At 70.0% G+C, this 16,777-nt stretch carries 11 protein-coding genes; 3 read left to right on the top strand and 8 right to left on the bottom strand.

Translation table 11 applies throughout. From position 1 onward, the window contains the following. Positions 1-26 precede the first annotated feature (26 nt). Both EJP69_RS02570 and EJP69_RS02565 read left to right on the top strand, forming a co-directional pair. A complete protein-coding gene (locus EJP69_RS02570) occupies positions 27-986 on the top strand; it encodes an ABC transporter permease (protein ID WP_276318361.1) in 960 nt (319 codons plus the stop codon). Position 987: 1 nt separating this feature from the next. Continuing rightward, complete coding sequence (locus EJP69_RS02565; protein WP_126468622.1) at positions 988-2,718, top strand: ABC transporter ATP-binding protein; 1,731 nt, start codon at positions 988-990, stop codon at positions 2,716-2,718. Positions 2,719-2,746: 28 nt separating this feature from the next. Here EJP69_RS02565 and EJP69_RS02560 read toward each other — a convergent pair whose 3' ends face one another. From EJP69_RS02560 to EJP69_RS02525, 8 genes are all read right to left on the bottom strand, one after another. Continuing rightward, a complete protein-coding gene (locus EJP69_RS02560; RefSeq protein ID WP_126468621.1) occupies positions 2,747-3,649 on the bottom strand; it encodes a hypothetical protein in 903 nt (300 codons plus the stop codon). Positions 3,650-3,789: 140 nt separating this feature from the next. Further along, positions 3,790-6,789 carry a transglycosylase domain-containing protein gene (locus EJP69_RS02555; protein WP_126468620.1) on the bottom strand — a complete coding sequence of 1,000 codons (3,000 nt, stop codon included), beginning with the start codon at positions 6,787-6,789 and terminating at the stop codon, positions 3,790-3,792. A gap of 109 nt (positions 6,790-6,898) precedes the next feature. After that, a complete protein-coding gene (locus EJP69_RS02550) occupies positions 6,899-7,795 on the bottom strand; it encodes an NmrA family NAD(P)-binding protein (protein ID WP_126468619.1) in 897 nt (298 codons plus the stop codon). Then, positions 7,792-8,877, bottom strand: a complete 1,086-nt coding sequence (locus tag EJP69_RS02545; RefSeq protein WP_126468618.1) for an ABC transporter substrate-binding protein — start codon at positions 8,875-8,877, stop codon at positions 7,792-7,794. The genes EJP69_RS02550 and EJP69_RS02545 overlap by 4 nt, the downstream gene beginning before the upstream one ends. Positions 8,878-8,895: 18 nt before the next feature. Continuing rightward, complete coding sequence (locus EJP69_RS02540) at positions 8,896-10,533, bottom strand: ABC transporter substrate-binding protein (RefSeq protein ID WP_126468617.1); 1,638 nt, start codon at positions 10,531-10,533, stop codon at positions 8,896-8,898. 4 nt (positions 10,534-10,537) lie between these two features. Beyond that, positions 10,538-12,163: an ABC transporter substrate-binding protein gene (locus tag EJP69_RS02535; RefSeq protein WP_126468616.1), complete on the bottom strand. Its 1,626-nt coding sequence runs from the start codon at positions 12,161-12,163 to the stop codon at positions 10,538-10,540. After that, on the bottom strand, positions 12,160-13,677 hold the full coding sequence (locus tag EJP69_RS02530; protein ID WP_126468615.1) for an amidase: 1,518 nt from the start codon (positions 13,675-13,677) through the stop codon (positions 12,160-12,162). The genes EJP69_RS02535 and EJP69_RS02530 overlap by 4 nt, the downstream gene beginning before the upstream one ends. A 16-nt stretch (positions 13,678-13,693) precedes the next feature. Beyond that, complete coding sequence (locus EJP69_RS02525) at positions 13,694-15,307, bottom strand: ABC transporter substrate-binding protein (protein WP_240652008.1); 1,614 nt, start codon at positions 15,305-15,307, stop codon at positions 13,694-13,696. A 216-nt stretch (positions 15,308-15,523) separates the two neighbouring features. On the opposite strand from EJP69_RS02525, the gene EJP69_RS02520 reads away from it, so the two are divergent. Next, positions 15,524-16,762: an acyl-CoA dehydrogenase family protein gene (locus EJP69_RS02520; RefSeq protein ID WP_206169276.1), complete on the top strand. Its 1,239-nt coding sequence runs from the start codon at positions 15,524-15,526 to the stop codon at positions 16,760-16,762. The last annotated feature ends 15 nt before the right edge of the window (positions 16,763-16,777 follow it).

Here is a 16,777-nt window from a genome sequence, read left to right as displayed (position 1 = left end):
TCCGATCTTCCCGACTGCGATCCCCGATGTCCGCACAGTTCCCACTCGATACCGCCATCGCGCACCCGCCGGCCCCGGCGCCGGCTCCCAAGGCCGCAACCAGGCCCGTCGTCACGGCCAAGGCCGCAGTGGATGTCAGGCCACTCTCCAGCCGCCATGCCGCGCTGCGCGCATTCGTGCGCAACCCGGCGGCGATGGCGGGCCTGCTGCTGCTGGCCTTCATGCTCGTGCTGGCGCTGGTCGCGCCGCTGCTCTATCCGGGTGACCCGTTGGACATGGTGGCGCAGCCGCTGCTGTGGCCGGGGCAGGACGCCGACTACCCGCTGGGCAGCGATTCGCTGGGCCGCGACGTCATCGCCGGCATTGCGCACGGCGCGCGCATCTCGCTCTCGGTGGGCGTGGTGGCGGCCGTGCTGAGCCTGGCGATCGGCGTCCTCGTGGGCGCCACGGCGGGCTACTTCGGCGGCCGCATCGACGACGTGCTGGTGCGAATCACCGAGCTGTTCCAGACCATGCCTTCGTTCCTGTTCGTGATCGTGGTGGTCGCGATCGGCCAGCCCTCGGTGCCGGTGATCGTGTTCGCCATCGGGCTCGCCTCGTGGCCGGTCATCGCCCGGCTGGTGCGCGCCGAGTTCCGCGCGCTGCGCGAGACCGAGTTCGTGCTGGCCGCGCGCAGCCAGGGCTTCAGCCATGCGCGCATCATCTTCCAGGAGATATTGCCCAACGCACTGCCGCCCGTGATCGTGACCACCTCGGTGCTGGTGGCCAGCGCGATCCTCATCGAGTCGGCGCTGTCCTTCCTCGGCATGGGCGACCCCAACGCGGTGTCGTGGGGCAGCATGATCGGGCAGGGCCGCGAGCTGCTGCGCACCGCGTGGTACCTCACGGCGCTGCCGGGCGCGGCCATCGTGCTGACGGTGCTCGCGCTCAACCTCGTGGGCGACGGACTCAACGACGCCTTCAACCCGCGCCTGAGGGGCCGCTGAAATGACGCTCGAACAGGTGAGCACCACCGCGCCGCTGCTCGACGTGCGCGGCCTCGATGTCTTCTTCCACGGATCGAACGGCCCCATCCAGGCCGTGCGCGGGCTCGACCTCACGCTGCAGCGCGGCGAAACGCTGGCGCTGGTGGGCGAGTCGGGCTGCGGCAAGTCGACCACCGCGCTCGCGCTGCTGCGGCTTCTGGCACCCGGCACCGCGCTGCGCGGCAGCATCCGCTTCGACGGGCGCGACATCCTCTCGCTGTCGCCGGCGGCCTTGCGCGAGGTGCGCGGGCGCGAGATCGCGATGATCTTCCAGGAGCCGATGACCTCGCTGAACCCGGTGCACACCATCGGCGCGCAGATCGAGGAGACGCTGCGCAGGCACGAGAAGCTCTCTCCCGCGGCGGCCCGCAAGCGCGCGATCGAGCTGCTCGACCTGGTGCGCATTCCCGAACCGCACCAGCGCATCGACGACCATCCGCACAATCTTTCGGGCGGCCAGCGCCAGCGCGTAATGATCGCGATGGCCGTGGCCTGCAGGCCGCGCCTGCTGGTGGCCGACGAGCCGACCACCGCGCTCGACGTGACCATCCAGGCGCAGATTCTGGAGCTGCTCGACGGCCTGCGCCGCGAGCTCGACATGGCGCTGCTGCTGATCACGCACGACCTGGGCCTGGTCGCGCAGTGGGCCGACCGCGTGGCCGTGATGTACGGCGGAGAGAAGGTCGAGGAGGCCCCCACCTCCAGGCTCTTCGCCACACCGTCGCACCCCTACACCAAGGGCCTGCTCGGCGCGTCGCTGCACGCCGGCAGCTCACTGCACCATGCCGACGCGAGGCTGCCCGAGATACAGACGCGGCTCGACCCCGTCACCGGCGTGCGCGACTTCACGCTCCACGTGCCGCAACCCGCTTCGAAGGTACGGGCCCTGCCGGTTCGCGCGGCGGGGGGCGAGCCGCTGCTGTCGGTGCAGGAGCTGCGCACCGACTACCCCAGGCGCGGCGGCGGCGTGCTGCATGCGGTGGATGGCGTGTCCTTCGACATCCGCGCCGGCGAGACCGTGGGCCTGGTCGGCGAATCGGGCTGCGGCAAGTCCACGCTGTCGCGCACGCTGCTGCGACTGGTGAACCCGGCAGGCGGCCGCATCGTGTTCGACGGCACCGACATCGCCGGGCTGTCCGAGAAGGCGCTCAAGCCGTGGCGCCGCCGCGTGCAGATGGTGTTCCAGGACCCGTATGCCTCGCTGAACCCGAGGCGCAGCGTGTTCGACATCCTCGAATCGGTGCTGAAGGTGCACGGCGTGTCGGACCGCGCGGAACGCCACAGCCGCATCGCAGCCATCCTGGAGCGCGTGGGCCTGCCGGCGGACGCGGCGCGGCGCTTTCCCAACGAGTTCTCGGGCGGCCAGCGCCAACGCATCGGCATCGCGCGCGCGCTGGTGCTGCGGCCTTCGCTGGTGGTGCTCGACGAGCCCGTTTCGGCGCTCGACGTGTCGGTGCAGGCGCAGATCCTGAACCTGCTGGTGGAGCTGAAGGAGGACTTCGGGCTCTCGTACCTGTTCATCTCGCACGACCTCTCGGTGGTGCGCTACATCGCCGACCGCGTGATGTTGATGAGCCAGGGAAAGATCGTCGAGACCGGAAGCCACCGCGACATCTGGGACCGGCCGCAGCATCCGTACACGCGCAGCCTGATCGCAGCGGTGCCGGGGGCGGAGCAGCGCAAGGCGGCCTGAGCCTCTAAGTCCAGACGCTAAACGCGGATCAGATCCACCGCCTGACGTCGACATTGGGCAGGCCTTCGAGCAGCGCGATGCCTTGCTGCGCAACACCGACGGAAAGGGTTCTGGCTTGGGTTTGCAAGGCCGTGGATCGCTGTTGCACCCTGGCTCTCAAAGCGATGGCTGCCTGGTTTTCTGCCCTAGCCTCATTCATCAGCAGGCCTTTGTCGTGACCGGTCAGTTGATTTGCCCGCTGCCGCATCAACGTGGACATATTGGCTTGAAGCCGGGCAAACTCCAGTGACCGCGGCGCGTCGACTGCCTGATATCTGACCTGTTGAACGGCTGCGTCGGCGATCTGTCGCTCCCTGGCACTCATGAGCCGGTCGACGCCGATGCCGCCCATGGGGGCGTAGCTTGTCGCGTCCGAGCCATTCAGTGATAGGAATGCGATGCGCCATTCGATGCGCATGTCCTTCGCCAGCACGAACTCGTAAAGCTTCGAGGAGCAGCCGACCGGCATGTACCTCGGTGTGTTGGCGAGGCGCAGCAGCGACGATCCCGAGTCGCCATAGCAAGGGCTCTTCGAGAGCGCCAGCTCGACACAACGCAGCTGGTTTTCCTGCAGGTCGGCACCTCGCAGCAGGGCCGGCCAGCAGGCGATGAATATCTCCTCTGCGTGATAGCCGCGAATGTCGTTGACCTTGTTGGCTCGGCGCGAGCCTCCACCCGGCAGGTCGCAGCGCCACATCTCGGGCCGATCCGCCGGATGGGGGTTGTACTTGTGCTTCGGAGCATTGGAGCCCTCCGACCAAAGGTCGCGAAGCGTGCTGTCGTCCTCGTTGAAACGCATGACCAGCCCCACCGTGTTCGGCCCGGCCTTGGCTTGCATGTCGTCCACCGCCTGCCGGAAGGCCGGCGTCGGCTGTATAGCGCGTTTGGGCATGTCCGCGATCCTTCTTGAACCATCGACAGCGCGGATCGTAGGGAGGCGACAGCGCCACGGCCATACCCGAAAACGGGTATGCCGGGCTCCGGCGTGGGGAGGGACGGCAAGTCGGCCTGAGCCGCCGGCCGCCGGAAAAATCAGTCGCCCCCGCACCCGCTGCGCTGGAGCACGGGCAGCAGCTGCGGCCCCAGCGACTTCAGCAGCTGGGTCGGCAGCGCGCTCGTGAACCGGTAGCGGGCGGCATAGGGTTCGTGCACATAGGCCATGACGGTGCCGAAGTAGCGCTCGCCGATCATGAAGACGAAGGTGGCGGAGCGGTCGATCTTGCGCTCGGAGATCACCCGGCCGCCGCGGCCGGTGCGCTCGTAGCGGTGGTCGCCGGTGCCGGTCTTGCCGCCGATGTCGATCGCGCGGCCGCTCGCGTCCGCGAGCGCGCCTTTCAGGCGCCTTGCCGTGCCGTCGTTCACAACCTCGAAGAGTGCCCGGCGCAGCGTCGCCGTCACTTCCGTCGGCAGCACCCGCTCGGGCTTCGCGTTGCGCGGCTCCAGGCGTGTCTCGTAGGGCGTGTCGCGCGCGAAGTGCAGTGCCTCGACTCGCTGCGTGGGCAGCCGCACGCCGTCGTTCACGATGATGCCCATCAGCTCGGCCAGGGCGGCCGGCCGGTCGCCCGATGCGCCGATGGCGCTGGCGTACGACGGCGTCAGCGAGGCGAACGGGTAGCCCTGGCGCTGCCATGAGCGATGGATCTGTGCGAAGGCGTCGAGCTCGAGCAACTCGCGCAGGCGCCTGTCCTGCGCGCTCTTGTGGCGCGTCTTGAAGAGCCAGGCGTAGACCTCCTGGCGTTCGCCCGCGCTCGCGTCCAGCACATCGGCCAGCGTCGCGCCCGGGTGGCGCCGCAGGAATCCCACCAGCCAGAGCTCCAGCGGATGCACGCGGGCGACGTAGCCGCGATCGGCCAGCGACAGGCCGGCGTAGGTGGTGCGCAGCGCCTTCAGCTCGCGCGGCGAGGCCGCGCCCCGGCCGAGCTGCCGCGCGAGCAGCTCGTCGAGCCGTGCCTCGCTGGCATCCGGCTCGATCGTGAACAGCACGCTCGCCAGGCGCGGCGCCGAAGGCCTGAGGCCGCGCAGCAGCAGCGCCTCGGCTTCCGCGGCGCTGCGGTTCTGGTACTTGCGATGAAAGCGGACGAGGAAGGCCGAGCCCTCGCGGTCGGCGAAGCGCGCGAGCAGCTCGCGCCGGCGCGGGTCGGCGGGGTCCTTCAGCATCCGCTCGGGGTCCGTCGCGCCGCCGAACATGCGGTGGCGGACCAGGTCGCGCATCAGGCGGATGAACACCAGGTTGACCGAGTGCTTGAAGCCTTCGCGCACCGTCATCGAGCTGCCGTTGCGCGAGCGCTCGAAGTTCTCGAACTGGTGCAGCCCGCCGCCGGTGAAGAAGGCCTCGCCCGGATTCGCGGAGTATTTCCGCTCCATGGCCGCCTCGAGCATCGGCGCGAGCCGGCGGTCCTTGGCCCGCAGCAGGTATTGCCGCGCCCAGGTGCCCAGCGGGTCGCGCGGGCTGGGCGCCAGCGCCGACAGCTCGGCCGTGCTCAGGCCGGACCAGCTCGCGTGCAGCTCGGCCACGAGCTCCAGGTAGCTCACCAGGGTGCGCAGCTTGGCGGTCGAGCCCAGGTCCAGCCGGGCGCCCTGGTTCACGTCGAAGGGCTGGTCGATGCTGTCGGCCTGCACGCGCAGCAGGTTGGCCCCGGCGCCGCGCTCGAACAGCGTGAAGCTGTAGACCAGCGGGCCCGGGTCCGCACCCGGGTCGAGCATGTGCGAGCCGTACAGTCCCGCCGCCTTGGCCGCGGCGGGCGTGCGCAGGCCGGCCAGCACCCGGGCCGCCACGGCCTGCGCCTGGCTGTCGAGACTGGTTTCGGCCTCGAGGTCGAGGCGCTCCAGGTCGTAGGCGCGCGGCACGTCGAGCAGCGTGGAGATATGCGTGCGCAGCGCGGTCGTGGCCTTGCGCTGCACGAAATCCGGCCGGGGCGTCGGCGGCAGCTCGGGCTGCAGGTGCAGGGGAAGCGGCAGTGCCGCATCGCGCAGGGTGGGCGTGATCAGGCCGGCCTCGGCCATCAGCCGCAGGTAGCTGTCGGTCAGCCGGGCCAGGCCCTCGCCGTCGCCGAGCAGGTGCTGCGAGGGGCGGCGCTGCGCGATCATCAGCGACAGCGCTTCCTTGAAGGCGCCGGCCTGGCGTTCGAGCGCCTCGGGCGTGGGCGCGGCGCCTTCGGCGTCGTCGGCCAGCAGGCGGTTGACCTCGCGGAAGTCGCGCCCGTACCAGGCCCACAGGCCGTCGCCCAGGCCGTGCACCTCGCCGATGCCCGGGCGCGCGGCCAGCGGCACGGTGTCGAGGTAGTCGACGACGATCTGGCGCCGCCGCGCCTGCGTGTCCTCGCCGTCCTGGTAGGCGCGCAGCGAGGCCGACGCCATCTGGCGCAGCTTCTCGCCGACCGACCCGGTGCGGCCCTGCGGCGAATGGCGGTACTTCTCGATCTGGGTGGCCAGCGTGCTGCCCCCGCTCGCCGTCCGGCCCAGGCTGACCGTTCGCAGAGCCTGCTCGAGCACCGCCTTCGCGAAGCGCTCCGGGTCGATGGCAGGGTTGCGCTGCACCGGCTGCGCATCCAGCAGGTGGCGGTCCTCGACGAAGAGCAGGGCGCTCACCAGCAGCGGGGGCACGTCCTCGAAGCGCTCGTAGGCGCGCCCGGGCACGCGCGTGTGCAGCAGCGCTTCGTTGCGGCAGTCGCGCACGCTCAGGCCGGCCTGGTTTTTCTCGCGGTAGGGGGCGAAGAGCCCGTGCTCCTGCAGCTCGATCAGCCGCGGCGACATGCGCGCCTGGCGGGTGACGGCATAGCCATGGAGCTGCAGGCGGTCGATGAAGTCGGGAAGCTGCCGGTAGCCCAGCCGCTCGTCATGCGGCCCGGTGCGGGGAAAGCGGATGGCGTCGCTGGGGCCTGCGTCGACGCTGAAGCGGGCGTCCCTGGCAAGGTCGCGCCAGAAGGCCGATTGCAGCCGCGAGGTCTTCAGCTCGTCCGCCACGAACACGACAAAAACTCCCCCCACGGCGAGCCCTGCGCCGACCCAGAAGAGCTTCTTGAACCATGCCATGCTCTGCCTCGCGAACAGTCTGCACCGTGGGTTCGTCAGCCACCATGATGCGCCTTTCGCGGGCTTTTGGGTTGGGCATGGCGAGGCGGGATGGCCCGCCCCGCGATCTTCAGGCCGGCACGCGGCCCGCGACAGTCTCCGCGAGAAAGGCTTCCACCGTGCGCGGCGGGCGGCCGAGGACATCGGCCACGGTGTCGCTCACTGGCTCGGCTTCGCCGGCGACGATCAGCGCCGCGAACTGGGCGTGCACGCGGGCGATGTAGGGCGAGGGCGCATTCGCCGCCTGCCGCTGCTGCTGTGCCTGCGCGGACAGCGGCGTGGCGACGATCCGGCGCCCCGTGAGCCGCGACGCGATGCTCGCGATCTCGTCATACCCAAGGGCGCTGCCGCCCGTGAGCACCCATGGCTCGGGCGAGGCTTCGTGGGAGGCCGGCTGCTCGAACAACGCCTCCACCGCCACGTCCGCGATGTCGCGCGCGTCGATGAAGGCGACCTTCGGATCGCCCGGCGGCGCATGCAGTTCGTCGCCGGCCGCGAGCTCCGACGCCACGCGCGCGAGCATCACCTGCATCCATGCGTTCGGGCGCAGCACGCGGTGGGCGATGCCCGAGCGGCGCAAGGCGGCCTCGATCTCGCGGTGCGCGTCGCCCGAGAGCGAGCGCCCGGGCGGATCGATGGTCCAGTGCGAACCCGAGAGCTTCACGATGCGTTCGACGCCCGCTGCCGCGGCCGCCTCGATCACCGCGATCTGCTGATCGGCCAGCGTGGGCGTGATCGGGGACAGCAGGAAGAGATGGGACACGCCTTCCAGCGCACGGCGCAGGGTGTCGCCGTCGTCGAAATCACCGACGGCCGTTGCGGCGCCTTGCGCCCTGAGGCCGTTGGCCCGCGCAGGATGGCGTGTGAGGGCGCGTACCCCGGCACCGCGCGCGAGCAGGCGCGGCACGAGCAGCTGCCCCAGCCGGCCGGTGGCGCCCGTCACCAGGATGCGGGGCGGCGAGCTCATGCGGCGGCCGCCAGCGCCACGGGTACGGCGTGCCCCGCCTGCGCATGCAGCGCGCGCAGCGGCGCGTGGTCGACCCAGGCGTCGAGATCGAAGTCCGCCGGCAGGAAACCCCACTGCAGCAAGAAATCCTTGAAATGCCCGATGGCCTCGACCAGCGGCGCATCGAGCCCGATGCCCAGGTGCCGGTGCACATCGGGGCCGTTGGAGGCGAGCACCGCTTCCTCGTTGGTGGCGATCTCGCGCGCGACGAAGCGCAGCGTCTCGTCGGGATGAGCCTCGGCCCAGCGGCCCGCGCGCGCGACCACGCCGAGCAGGCGCACCACGAGGTCGGGACGCTGCCGCGAGAGCGCGTCGTCCACCGTGAGCACCCGCGGCGTGCCGTTGTTGATGCGGATCTTCGGATCGGGATGGTTGCCGAACTCCACGACGACCTGCGCGCCGATCAGGTTCGCCACCACGATGCCTTCGGCGCCCTTGAGGAAGATCGCGTCCACCTCGCCGCGCACCAGTGCCTCGACCTCGCGGAAGTACGGATGGCGCCGGCGCAGCCCGAAGAGGCTCGGGTCGCCCTGCGCGACGATGACCGATTCTTCGATCAGCAGCTCCACCAGCGTCACGTCGCCGGTGGAGAGCCCGGCCAGCGACAGGCCCGACACGACGCCCTTGAGCGCCGTCGCGCGGTGGAAGTCGATCAGGTCGTTCACGCGGCGCGGCACCGCGAGGCGCCGGCCCGCGAGCGCCTCGGCCGATGCGATGCCGCTGCCCGGCAGTGTCACGATGGCCTGGAACTCGTCGGTCCAGGTGATGGCCACCAGCCGCGTGGCACGCCCGTTGGCGCGCGCCCAGATCGGCGGGATGTTGCCGCCCTGGCGGAAGGACCAGGCCAGGTGATGGTCGAAATGGCTCTCGCGGATGCTGCGGTCCTTCGAGTCGATGATCGATTCGATGGCGATGCCTTCCTCGGCGAAGGTCTCGGCCAGCCAGCCCTGCCGGGCGGCGATGCCGAGCGGGGAGGGCACGGGGCAGCGGGTGTACCAGAGCACGCCGGGGCTGGTGCCGGTGGGGGACGAAGGCGAAGTCATTGAGTGTGTTCCTCGGTTTCAGGCGCCGATCCACGCGCCGGCCAGGTTGCCGGCGATGCCGTCGGCGCTCACGGTGTGGCCGTGCACGCGGCGGTCGGCGATGGTGTAGTTGTCGATGGCCAGCAGCGTGATGTCGGGCAGGTCGCGCACGATGTGCCGCTGGAACTCCGCGAAGGCCTGCCGCCTGCGGCCCTCGTCCACCTCGACGGCCGCGGCCTCGAGCAGGCGGTCGACCTCGGGGTTGCTGTAGCCCGAGCCGTTCGAGAACGGCAGGCCCTTCCTGAAGTTCTTCGACCAGTACAGGCGCTGGATGCCCACGGTCGGATCGAATGTGTTGCTCATCACGCTCACGTGCAGGTCGAAGGCGCGGTCGGCGTACACGCGGCGCACGTAGGTCGCGAAGTCCTGCGAGTTGATGGTGACCTCGATGCCGATGCGGCCCAGGCTCTGCTTCAGGTACTCGGCCGTGCGCTGGCCGCCTTCGTTGGGGATCGGCACCAGGCCGAGCTTCAGCCGCAGGTTGCCGCCGGCCTTGCCGCGCGCGATGCCCGCCGCGTCGAGCAGCGCCTCGGCTTGCTTCAGGTCGTAGGGCAGCACGGGCAGGTCGGGCACGTAGAACTTCTTCAGCGCCGGATGCACCGGCCCCGGGATCAGCGTGCCCTGGCCGTACCACACGGTCTTGCGCACCACCTGCCGGTTGATGGCGTACGCGATGGCCTGGCGCACGCGCAGGTCCTGCAGGGCGGGGTTCTCCAGGTTGAACTCCACGCGCGAGACGTTGTTGATGTACTGGTAGCCGTTGGGCTCGAACACCAGGTTCGGCTTGGCGCGCAGCCGTTCGACGTCGCCCAGCGGCACCGGCGTGCCCGGGCTCAGGTGCACCTCGCCCTTCTCGATGGCGGCGGCGCGGGCCGCCGCGTCGGGAATGAAGCGCACGATCAGCCGGTCGACGTAGGGCCTGGGGTTGTCCCAGTAGTTCGGGTTGCGCTCGTAGGTCACGTGGCTGCCGCGCACCCACTCCTTGAACACGAAGGGGCCGGTGCCGACGGGCGCGTTGTTGGCCGGGTTGGCATCGGCCTTGCCGCTCTCGTACAGGTGCTTCGGCACGATGGGCGATTCGGAGGCGGAGAGCGCGGTGATCAGGTAGGGCACCGGCTTCGACAGCACCAGCACGGCCGTGAACTCGTCCGGCGTGCGCACCTCGGCCAGGCTGGAGAAGGTGGCGCGCCCGCGCGGGTGGTATTGCTTCAGCAGGCCGATGGAGTGCGCCACGTCGGCCGAGGTGAAGGGCCGGCCGTCGTGCCACTTCACGCCGCGGCGCAGGGTGAAGGTGTATTGCAGGCCGTCGCTGCTCACGGACCAGGCGGTGGCAAGCTGCGGCTGCGGCGCGAGGTCGAAGTCGTAGCTCAGCAGGCCTTCGGTGACCTTGGCCGAGATCAGCACCGACGAGCCCGCCGAATGCGCGATGGTGGTGAGCGTCGGCGGCTCGGGGTCGATCAGCACGGTGAGCGTGCCGCCGCGCACCGGGGCGCCGGTAGTGGTGGTGGGTGCAGGGAGCCCCTGCGCCCACGCGGGCGCCAGGCCCGCCAGGCCCGCCAGGCCCAGGCTCGCGCCGCCCTGCAGGAAGAGGCGGCGATGGATGGCGTTGTCGTTCATGGTCTCAGGCCCTGATGTAGATGTCGGCGAAGTTGCCCGAGAGCCCGTCGGCGCCGACCGTGTGGTCGCCGATGCGCCGGTTCGCCACCGTGACCTGCGCCACGGCCACGAGGCCGATGGTCGGCAGCTCGGCGGCGATCACGCGCTGGAATTCGCTGAAGAGCGCGCGGCGCTTCGCAGGGTCGTTTTCCACCGCCGCGGCCTCCAGCAACCGGTCGACCTCGGGGTTGTCGTAGTGCGCGCCGTTCGAGAACGGCACGCCGGGGCGGAAGTTCTTCGACCAGTAGAAGCGCTGGATGCCCACCGTGGGGTCGAACATCTGGCTCATGCCCTGGTTGTTGAAGTCGAAGTCGCGGTCGGTGTACACGCGCTTGATGTAGCTGCCGAACTCCTGCGTGCGCACCGTCACGTCGATGCCCACGCGCGCCAGCGCCTGGCGGATGTACTGGCCCACGCGGTTGCCGCCGCCGTCGAACACGTCGTGGCTCACGCGAAAGCGCACGCCGTCGGCGCCGCGCGGAAAGCCGGCCTCGTCCAGCAGCGCCTCGGCGCGCTTGCGGTCGAAGCGCGGCACCGCCACCTTCGGGTCGTGGAAGGCCTTGAGCACCGGCGAGATCGGCCCGGGCGCGGCGATGCCGTAGCCGTACCACACGGTCTTCAGGATCACCTCGCGGTCGATCGCATGCGCCACGGCCTGGCGCACCTTCGCGTGTTTGAAGTAGCGGTTGTCGAGGTTGAACTCGATGCGCGTGGTGGAGTTGTTGAAGTACTCGTTGCCACGCGTGTCCAGGCCAAGGTGAGGCAGGTCCTTCAGGCGGTCGAGGTCGGGAATGGGCACGGGCGTGGCGCCGGCAAGGTCGACCGTGCCGCTCTCGAGCGCGGCGGCGGCCGCCGCCTGGTCGGGAATGAAGCGCACCACCAGGCGGTCGATGTACGGCTTGCCCGGGTCCCAGTAGTTCGGGTTGCGCTCGTAGATCACGTGGCTGCCGCGCACCCATTCCTTGAAGACGAAGGGACCGGTGCCCACTGGCGCGTTGTTGGCCGGATGGGTGGCCAGGTCCTTGCCCTCGTACACATGGCGCGGAACGATCGGCGACTCAGCCGCCGCGAGCGCGGTGAGCAGGAACGGGGCAGGGCGGCTGAGCACCAGCACCGCCGTGTGCGCATCGGGCGTGCGCACCTCGGACACGCTCGCGAAGGTGGCCCTGCCGCGCGGATGCGAGGCCTTGAGCGCGAGTATCGAGAAGGCGACATCGGCCGAGGTGAAGTCGCGCCCGTCATGCCACTTCACGCCGCGCCGCAGCCGGAAGGTGTATTGCAGGCCGTCGGGCTGCACCTCCCACGCTACCGCCAGCTGTGGGCGCGGGCGCAGCTCGAAGTCGTAGCTCAGCAGGCCTTCCACCGCCTTGGGCGAGACCAGGAAGGTACCCGCGGCGGAGTTGACCAGGCCGACCAGCGTGGGCGGCTCCAGCGCCGTGAGCAGGGTGACGACGCCGCCTTGCGCGCGGCGCGGCGCATCGGCCGGGGTTGCGGCGGTGGCCGCCAGTGCCGGTGCAGCCAAGGGCAGGCCGAGACCGCCGAGAACACGCCGGTGAAAGCGCCGTCGGCTGATGGGCAGCGTGGGCCTCATGCCGCGCCGCTCCCTCCGAAACCGGGCGGCGCGATGAAGCCGCCGTAGACCTGCTCGAGCAGTTCGGCGAAGGCGATGGTCGTGCGGTCCTCGAGATAGGGGCCGACGGCCTGCGCGCTCACCGGCAGGCCGTCTTCGTCGAGCCCGACCGGGAAGCTGGTGGCCGGCAGGCCCGGCAGCACCGGCAGGCCGGCCCAGTGGAACAGGTCGAGGAAACGAACCTCGCGCGTGCCGTTCTCGAAAGCGACGGGATAGGTGCGCTCGTCCTTCGGCTCGGTGTGGTTGTGGCGGAAGGCCGGAAGCGGCGCGACCGGCGTCACCACCACGTCGAAGTTCTCGAAGAAGCGCTCCCACTGGTGGCGCAGCGCCACGCGGCGCTCGTTGTCCTTCAGCCATTCGCCGTGGCGCAGCGTGGGCGCGCGCAGCCATGCGGCATCGGCGCTGTCGTCGTCGGGCGAGAGAGCTTCTAGCCGCTTCTGCGCCGACTTGCTCAGCGCGGGCGGCGTGGCCAGCGAGGAGCCCAGCAGGCTGCGGTAGACGCGGTGCGACTGCGTGAGGTCGGGCAGCAGGCCGGCCGGCAGCTCCGAAGGCCGCGTCACCTTCACGCCCTGCGTGCGCAGGCGCTCCACCACGCGATCGACCACCAGCGCCTCGTGCAGGCTGCGCGCGCTGCCGGGCCACTGGTCGATCACCAGCACGCGGAAATCGCTCAATTTGGCGTGGCGCGCCGGCGGCAGGGTCGCCTTCCAGGCCTTGGCGGCCAGCGGCTCGAGGTTGACCAGCAGGTCCAGCGCGAGCCCGAGGTCGGACGCGGTGCGCGCCAGCGGACCGGCCACGGCGAGGTCGCGATCGGCCAGCCGGCCCGAGGGCACGCCGGTGCCGCGCAGCGCGACGAGACCTGCCGTCGGCTTGTGGCCGTACACGCCGTTGAAGTGCGCCGGAATGCGGATCGAGCCGCCGATGTCGGTGCCCAGCTCCAGCGCCACGTAGCCTGCCGCGAGCGCGGCGGCCGAGCCGCCCGAGGAGCCGCCCGGCGTGCGCGCGGTGTCCCAAGGGTTGTTGCTCACGCCGTAGACGTCGTTGTAGCTCTGCAGGTCGGCGAGGGCCAGCGGCACGTTGCTCTTGCCGACGATCACCGCGCCGGCGCCGCGCAGCGCCGCGACGGCCAGGGAGTCCTGCGCGGCCACGTTGTTCGCATAGTCCGGGTTGCCGCTGCTCGTGACGTAGCCGGCGACATCGAACGATTCCTTCACCGTGATCGGCACGCCGAGCAGCGGCCGCCGCTCGCCGCGCGCCAGGGCTGCGTCGGCTTCGCGGGCCGCCGCGCGGGAGGCCTCGTCGTCGCGAACCACCACTGCGTTGAGGTCGTTGTCGAAGCGGCTGATGCGCGCGAGCACATGCTCCAGCAGATCGACTGCCGACACGCGGCCGGCGGCCAGCGCCTCGGCCTGCGCGCGGGCACTCGCGAAGGTCAGCGAATCCAGAAGGGTGTGATGAAGGTCCTGGGTGGTCATGTGGGCTTTCGGGTGGTCACTTGCGCGGTTCGATCCATGCGTCGGCCAGGTCGCCCGACATCAGGTCGATGCTGTTGTGGAAGTCGTGCAGGCGCGCGCTGTGCACCACGATCGAGGGCACCGCGACGATCGGAAGCACCGGCAGCTCGCGGCCGACGATCTGCTGCACCTGCCTGAACTGCGCCGCGCGCTTGCCCGCGTCGAGTTCGACGGCGGCCTGGCGGAACAGCTCGTCGACCTGCGGGTTGTCGTAGTGGGCGGCGTTCACCCAGATCAGCGGGTTGCGCACGCCGTCGCCCCAGTAGATGCGCTGCACGCCCACCGTGGGATCGAAGAGGCGGCCCAGGCCGTTGATGTTGATGTCGAAATCGCGCGTGGTGTAGACCCGCTTGAGGAAGGTGGGAAGGTCGCCGTCCACGATCTCGACCTTGATGCTCACGCGCGCCAGCGCGGAGCGCAGGTAGTCGGCCGTGCGCTTGAACTCCGCGCCGGGGATGTAGCTCAGCCGCAGCGAGAAGCGCTGGCCGTTGGCCTGCTTGGGCTGGCCCGCCTCGTCGAGCAGGCGGTTGGCCGCGGCGACGTCGAAGGGATAGCGGAAGGTGCTGTCGTCGTAGTAGTCGGACAGCACGCGCGGGATCGGCGAGTTCACGACCTCCACGCGCTTGTAGTAGATCGTGTTGCGGATGAAGTTGCGGTCGATGGCCTGCGCGATGGCGTGGCGCACCTTGGCGTTCGCCAGGACCGGGTTCTCCACGTTGAACTCGAGGAACGAGGCGTTGTTGAGGAAGCCGTCGTAGCCGTCGTCGACCTTGAGCTTCGGGTTCGTCGACAGCCGCTCGAGGTCGGCCAGGCTCACGCCCTGAGCCACGTCGACTTCGCCGGTCTCTATGGCGGTGGAGATCGCGGCCGGGTCGCGAACGAACTTCACGATCACGCGGTCGATGTACGGGCGGTCCTTGCGCCAGTAAGCCGGGTTCTTGCGCAGCACCAGGTGGCTGCCGCGCACCCACTGCTCGAAGATGTACGGCCCGGTGCCCACGGGTGCCGAGATGTTCGGGCTGGAGAGCGGGTCGCCGTCGGCATAGCGGTGGGCCGGCACGATCGGCAGCTCCGCCGACGACAGCGACTTCAACAGGAAGGGCGCGGGCTTGGCCAGCACGATCACCGCGGTGAGCGGATCGGGCGCGTCCACGCGCTCCACGTTGGCCAGCGTGATGCGTCCGCGCGGGCCTTGCTTCTTCTGGACCAGCACCGAGTAGCGCACGTCCTCGGCGGTGAAGTCGCGCCCATCGTGGAACTTCACGCCCGGACGCAGCTTGAAGGTGTACTTCAGGCCGTCGGCGCTGACCTGCCACGAGGTGGCCAGCAGCGGCTGCGGGTTGAACTTCGCGTCGTAGCGCAGCAGGCCCTCGGTGACCTTGGCGCTGATGTTTCGGTTGTCCGTCTTCGTGTCGAGGAAGGACACCAGCGAGGTCGGCTCCTGCGACACCGCGTAGGTCAGCGTTCCGCCGCTCACCGGCGTGGGCGCGGCGGCGTTCTGCGCGCTTGCGGTGAAGGGCAGGGCGGCCAGCGCGAGGTGAATCAGCCGCCGGTCGAACTTCAGTTTTGCGAGGAGAAGAAATGAAAGCATGGGATGGATCACCGTGTCCGCGAGTGGCTCGAAAGGCTGACGATGGTCTTGGAAATCCGTCCCGGCGCTTAGCATTTTTTCGATCATCGAAATGCAGTCGCGACGGGTGCCCGGCGTGCTGCGCACCGAGCCGAAAACCGAGTTTGCTTATGCGCAAACCGATGAGTGCCGCGGCCTATATTCCCGAGCCTCTGCCGCTTACGGGAAATGCAAGCAATGAATGCCGTCGATCGCGCCGTGCCAGGTGCCCAACTCAGAACCTTGCTCGAGCGGCTGCCTGCGCTGGCCGCGGCGATTGCCGAAGGCGCCTCGCAGCGCGAACGCGAAGGCACGTTGCCTTTCGAGGCTTTCGCGCTGTTTCGCGCGTCGGGGCTGGGCGCGCTGCGCATCCCAGCTGATCGCGGCGGCCCCGGCGGCTCGATCGAAGACCTCGTGCAGGTCGTCGCCACGCTGGCCGCGGCAGACTCCAACGTGGCGCACGCATTGCGCACGCACTACAACGCCATCGAGCTGTGGACTTCCGCACCGCCGAATGCGGATGCCGACCGCCAGCTGGCCCGCGTGCTCGAGGGGGCCCTGTTCGGCGGCGCCTTCACCGAACTCGGCACGCCGCGTTCGGGCACGGTGACCACCGCGCTCGAACGGCAGGGCGACAGGCTCGTGCTCAACGGCAGCAAGTACTACGCGACCGGCACCGCGTTTTCCGACTTCGCGAGCATCGCGGTGCGCGACGAGGAAGGCCGCGATGCCACGGTGATCGTGCCCACCGGCCGCGAAGGCCTTCACGTGAAGGACGACTGGGACGGCATGGGGCAGCGGCTCACGGCCAGCGGCAGCCTGGAGTTCGACGGGCTGGAGATACGGCCCGACGAGATCGTGCTCACCTCGCCGCGCAGCCTGCAGCGGCGCCACGCTTCCTCGCTGCGGCAGCTCTACCTCGTAGCCGTCGCGGCGGGCATCGTGCGCAATGTGTTCAGCGACGCCGTGCACTACGCGCGGCATCACGCCCGTCCCGCGGCGCACAGCCCGGCGTCCTCGGCAGCCGAAGACCACTTCACGCAATGGGTGTTGGGCGACCTGGCTACGTACACGCATGCGGTGGATGCGCTCATCGCCGACAACGCGCGGCAGCTCGACCGATCGGCCGAGGCCCTGAGGCGCGGCGCCGCGAACGGCGACGCGGATGAGGAGGGCGTGCAGCAACTGGTGCTCGACGGTGCGCTCGCGACGGCCAAGACGCAACTGGCGGTGAGCCGGATCGCGCTGCAGGCCGCCGAGCGCCTCTTCGAGGCCGGCGGCGCCTCGGCCACTTCGCGCAGGCACAACTTCGACCGCCACTGGCGCAACCTGCGCACCATCTTCAGCCACAACCCGCTGCTGCAGAAAGCGCGCGTGATCGGCGACTACCACCTCAACGGCACCACGAAGCACCTGGAGGAAGGCAAGGTCTTCTGAGCCTGATGATGAATC

The organism is Variovorax gossypii, from assembly GCF_003965815.1.
GTDB classification, from domain to species: Bacteria; Pseudomonadota; Gammaproteobacteria; order Burkholderiales; family Burkholderiaceae_C; genus Variovorax; species Variovorax gossypii.
This window is presented reverse-complemented; position numbering and strand designations above follow the sequence as displayed.

Coding starts and splice junctions, on each gene's coding strand:
- EJP69_RS02545 (WP_126468618.1), bottom strand. CDS start 8,877: ATGACTTCGCCTTCGTCCCCCACCGGCACCAGCCCCGGCGTGCTCTGG.
- EJP69_RS02570 (WP_276318361.1), top strand. CDS start 27: ATGTCCGCACAGTTCCCACTCGATACCGCCATCGCGCACCCGCCGGCC.
- EJP69_RS02535 (WP_126468616.1), bottom strand. CDS start 12,163: ATGAGGCCCACGCTGCCCATCAGCCGACGGCGCTTTCACCGGCGTGTT.
- EJP69_RS02540 (WP_126468617.1), bottom strand. CDS start 10,533: ATGAACGACAACGCCATCCATCGCCGCCTCTTCCTGCAGGGCGGCGCG.
- EJP69_RS02525 (WP_240652008.1), bottom strand. CDS start 15,307: ATGCTTTCATTTCTTCTCCTCGCAAAACTGAAGTTCGACCGGCGGCTG.
- EJP69_RS02560 (WP_126468621.1), bottom strand. CDS start 3,649: ATGCCCAAACGCGCTATACAGCCGACGCCGGCCTTCCGGCAGGCGGTG.
- EJP69_RS02520 (WP_206169276.1), top strand. CDS start 15,524: ATGAATGCCGTCGATCGCGCCGTGCCAGGTGCCCAACTCAGAACCTTG.
- EJP69_RS02565 (WP_126468622.1), top strand. CDS start 988: ATGACGCTCGAACAGGTGAGCACCACCGCGCCGCTGCTCGACGTGCGC.
- EJP69_RS02530 (WP_126468615.1), bottom strand. CDS start 13,677: ATGACCACCCAGGACCTTCATCACACCCTTCTGGATTCGCTGACCTTC.
- EJP69_RS02555 (WP_126468620.1), bottom strand. CDS start 6,789: ATGGCATGGTTCAAGAAGCTCTTCTGGGTCGGCGCAGGGCTCGCCGTG.
- EJP69_RS02550 (WP_126468619.1), bottom strand. CDS start 7,795: ATGAGCTCGCCGCCCCGCATCCTGGTGACGGGCGCCACCGGCCGGCTG.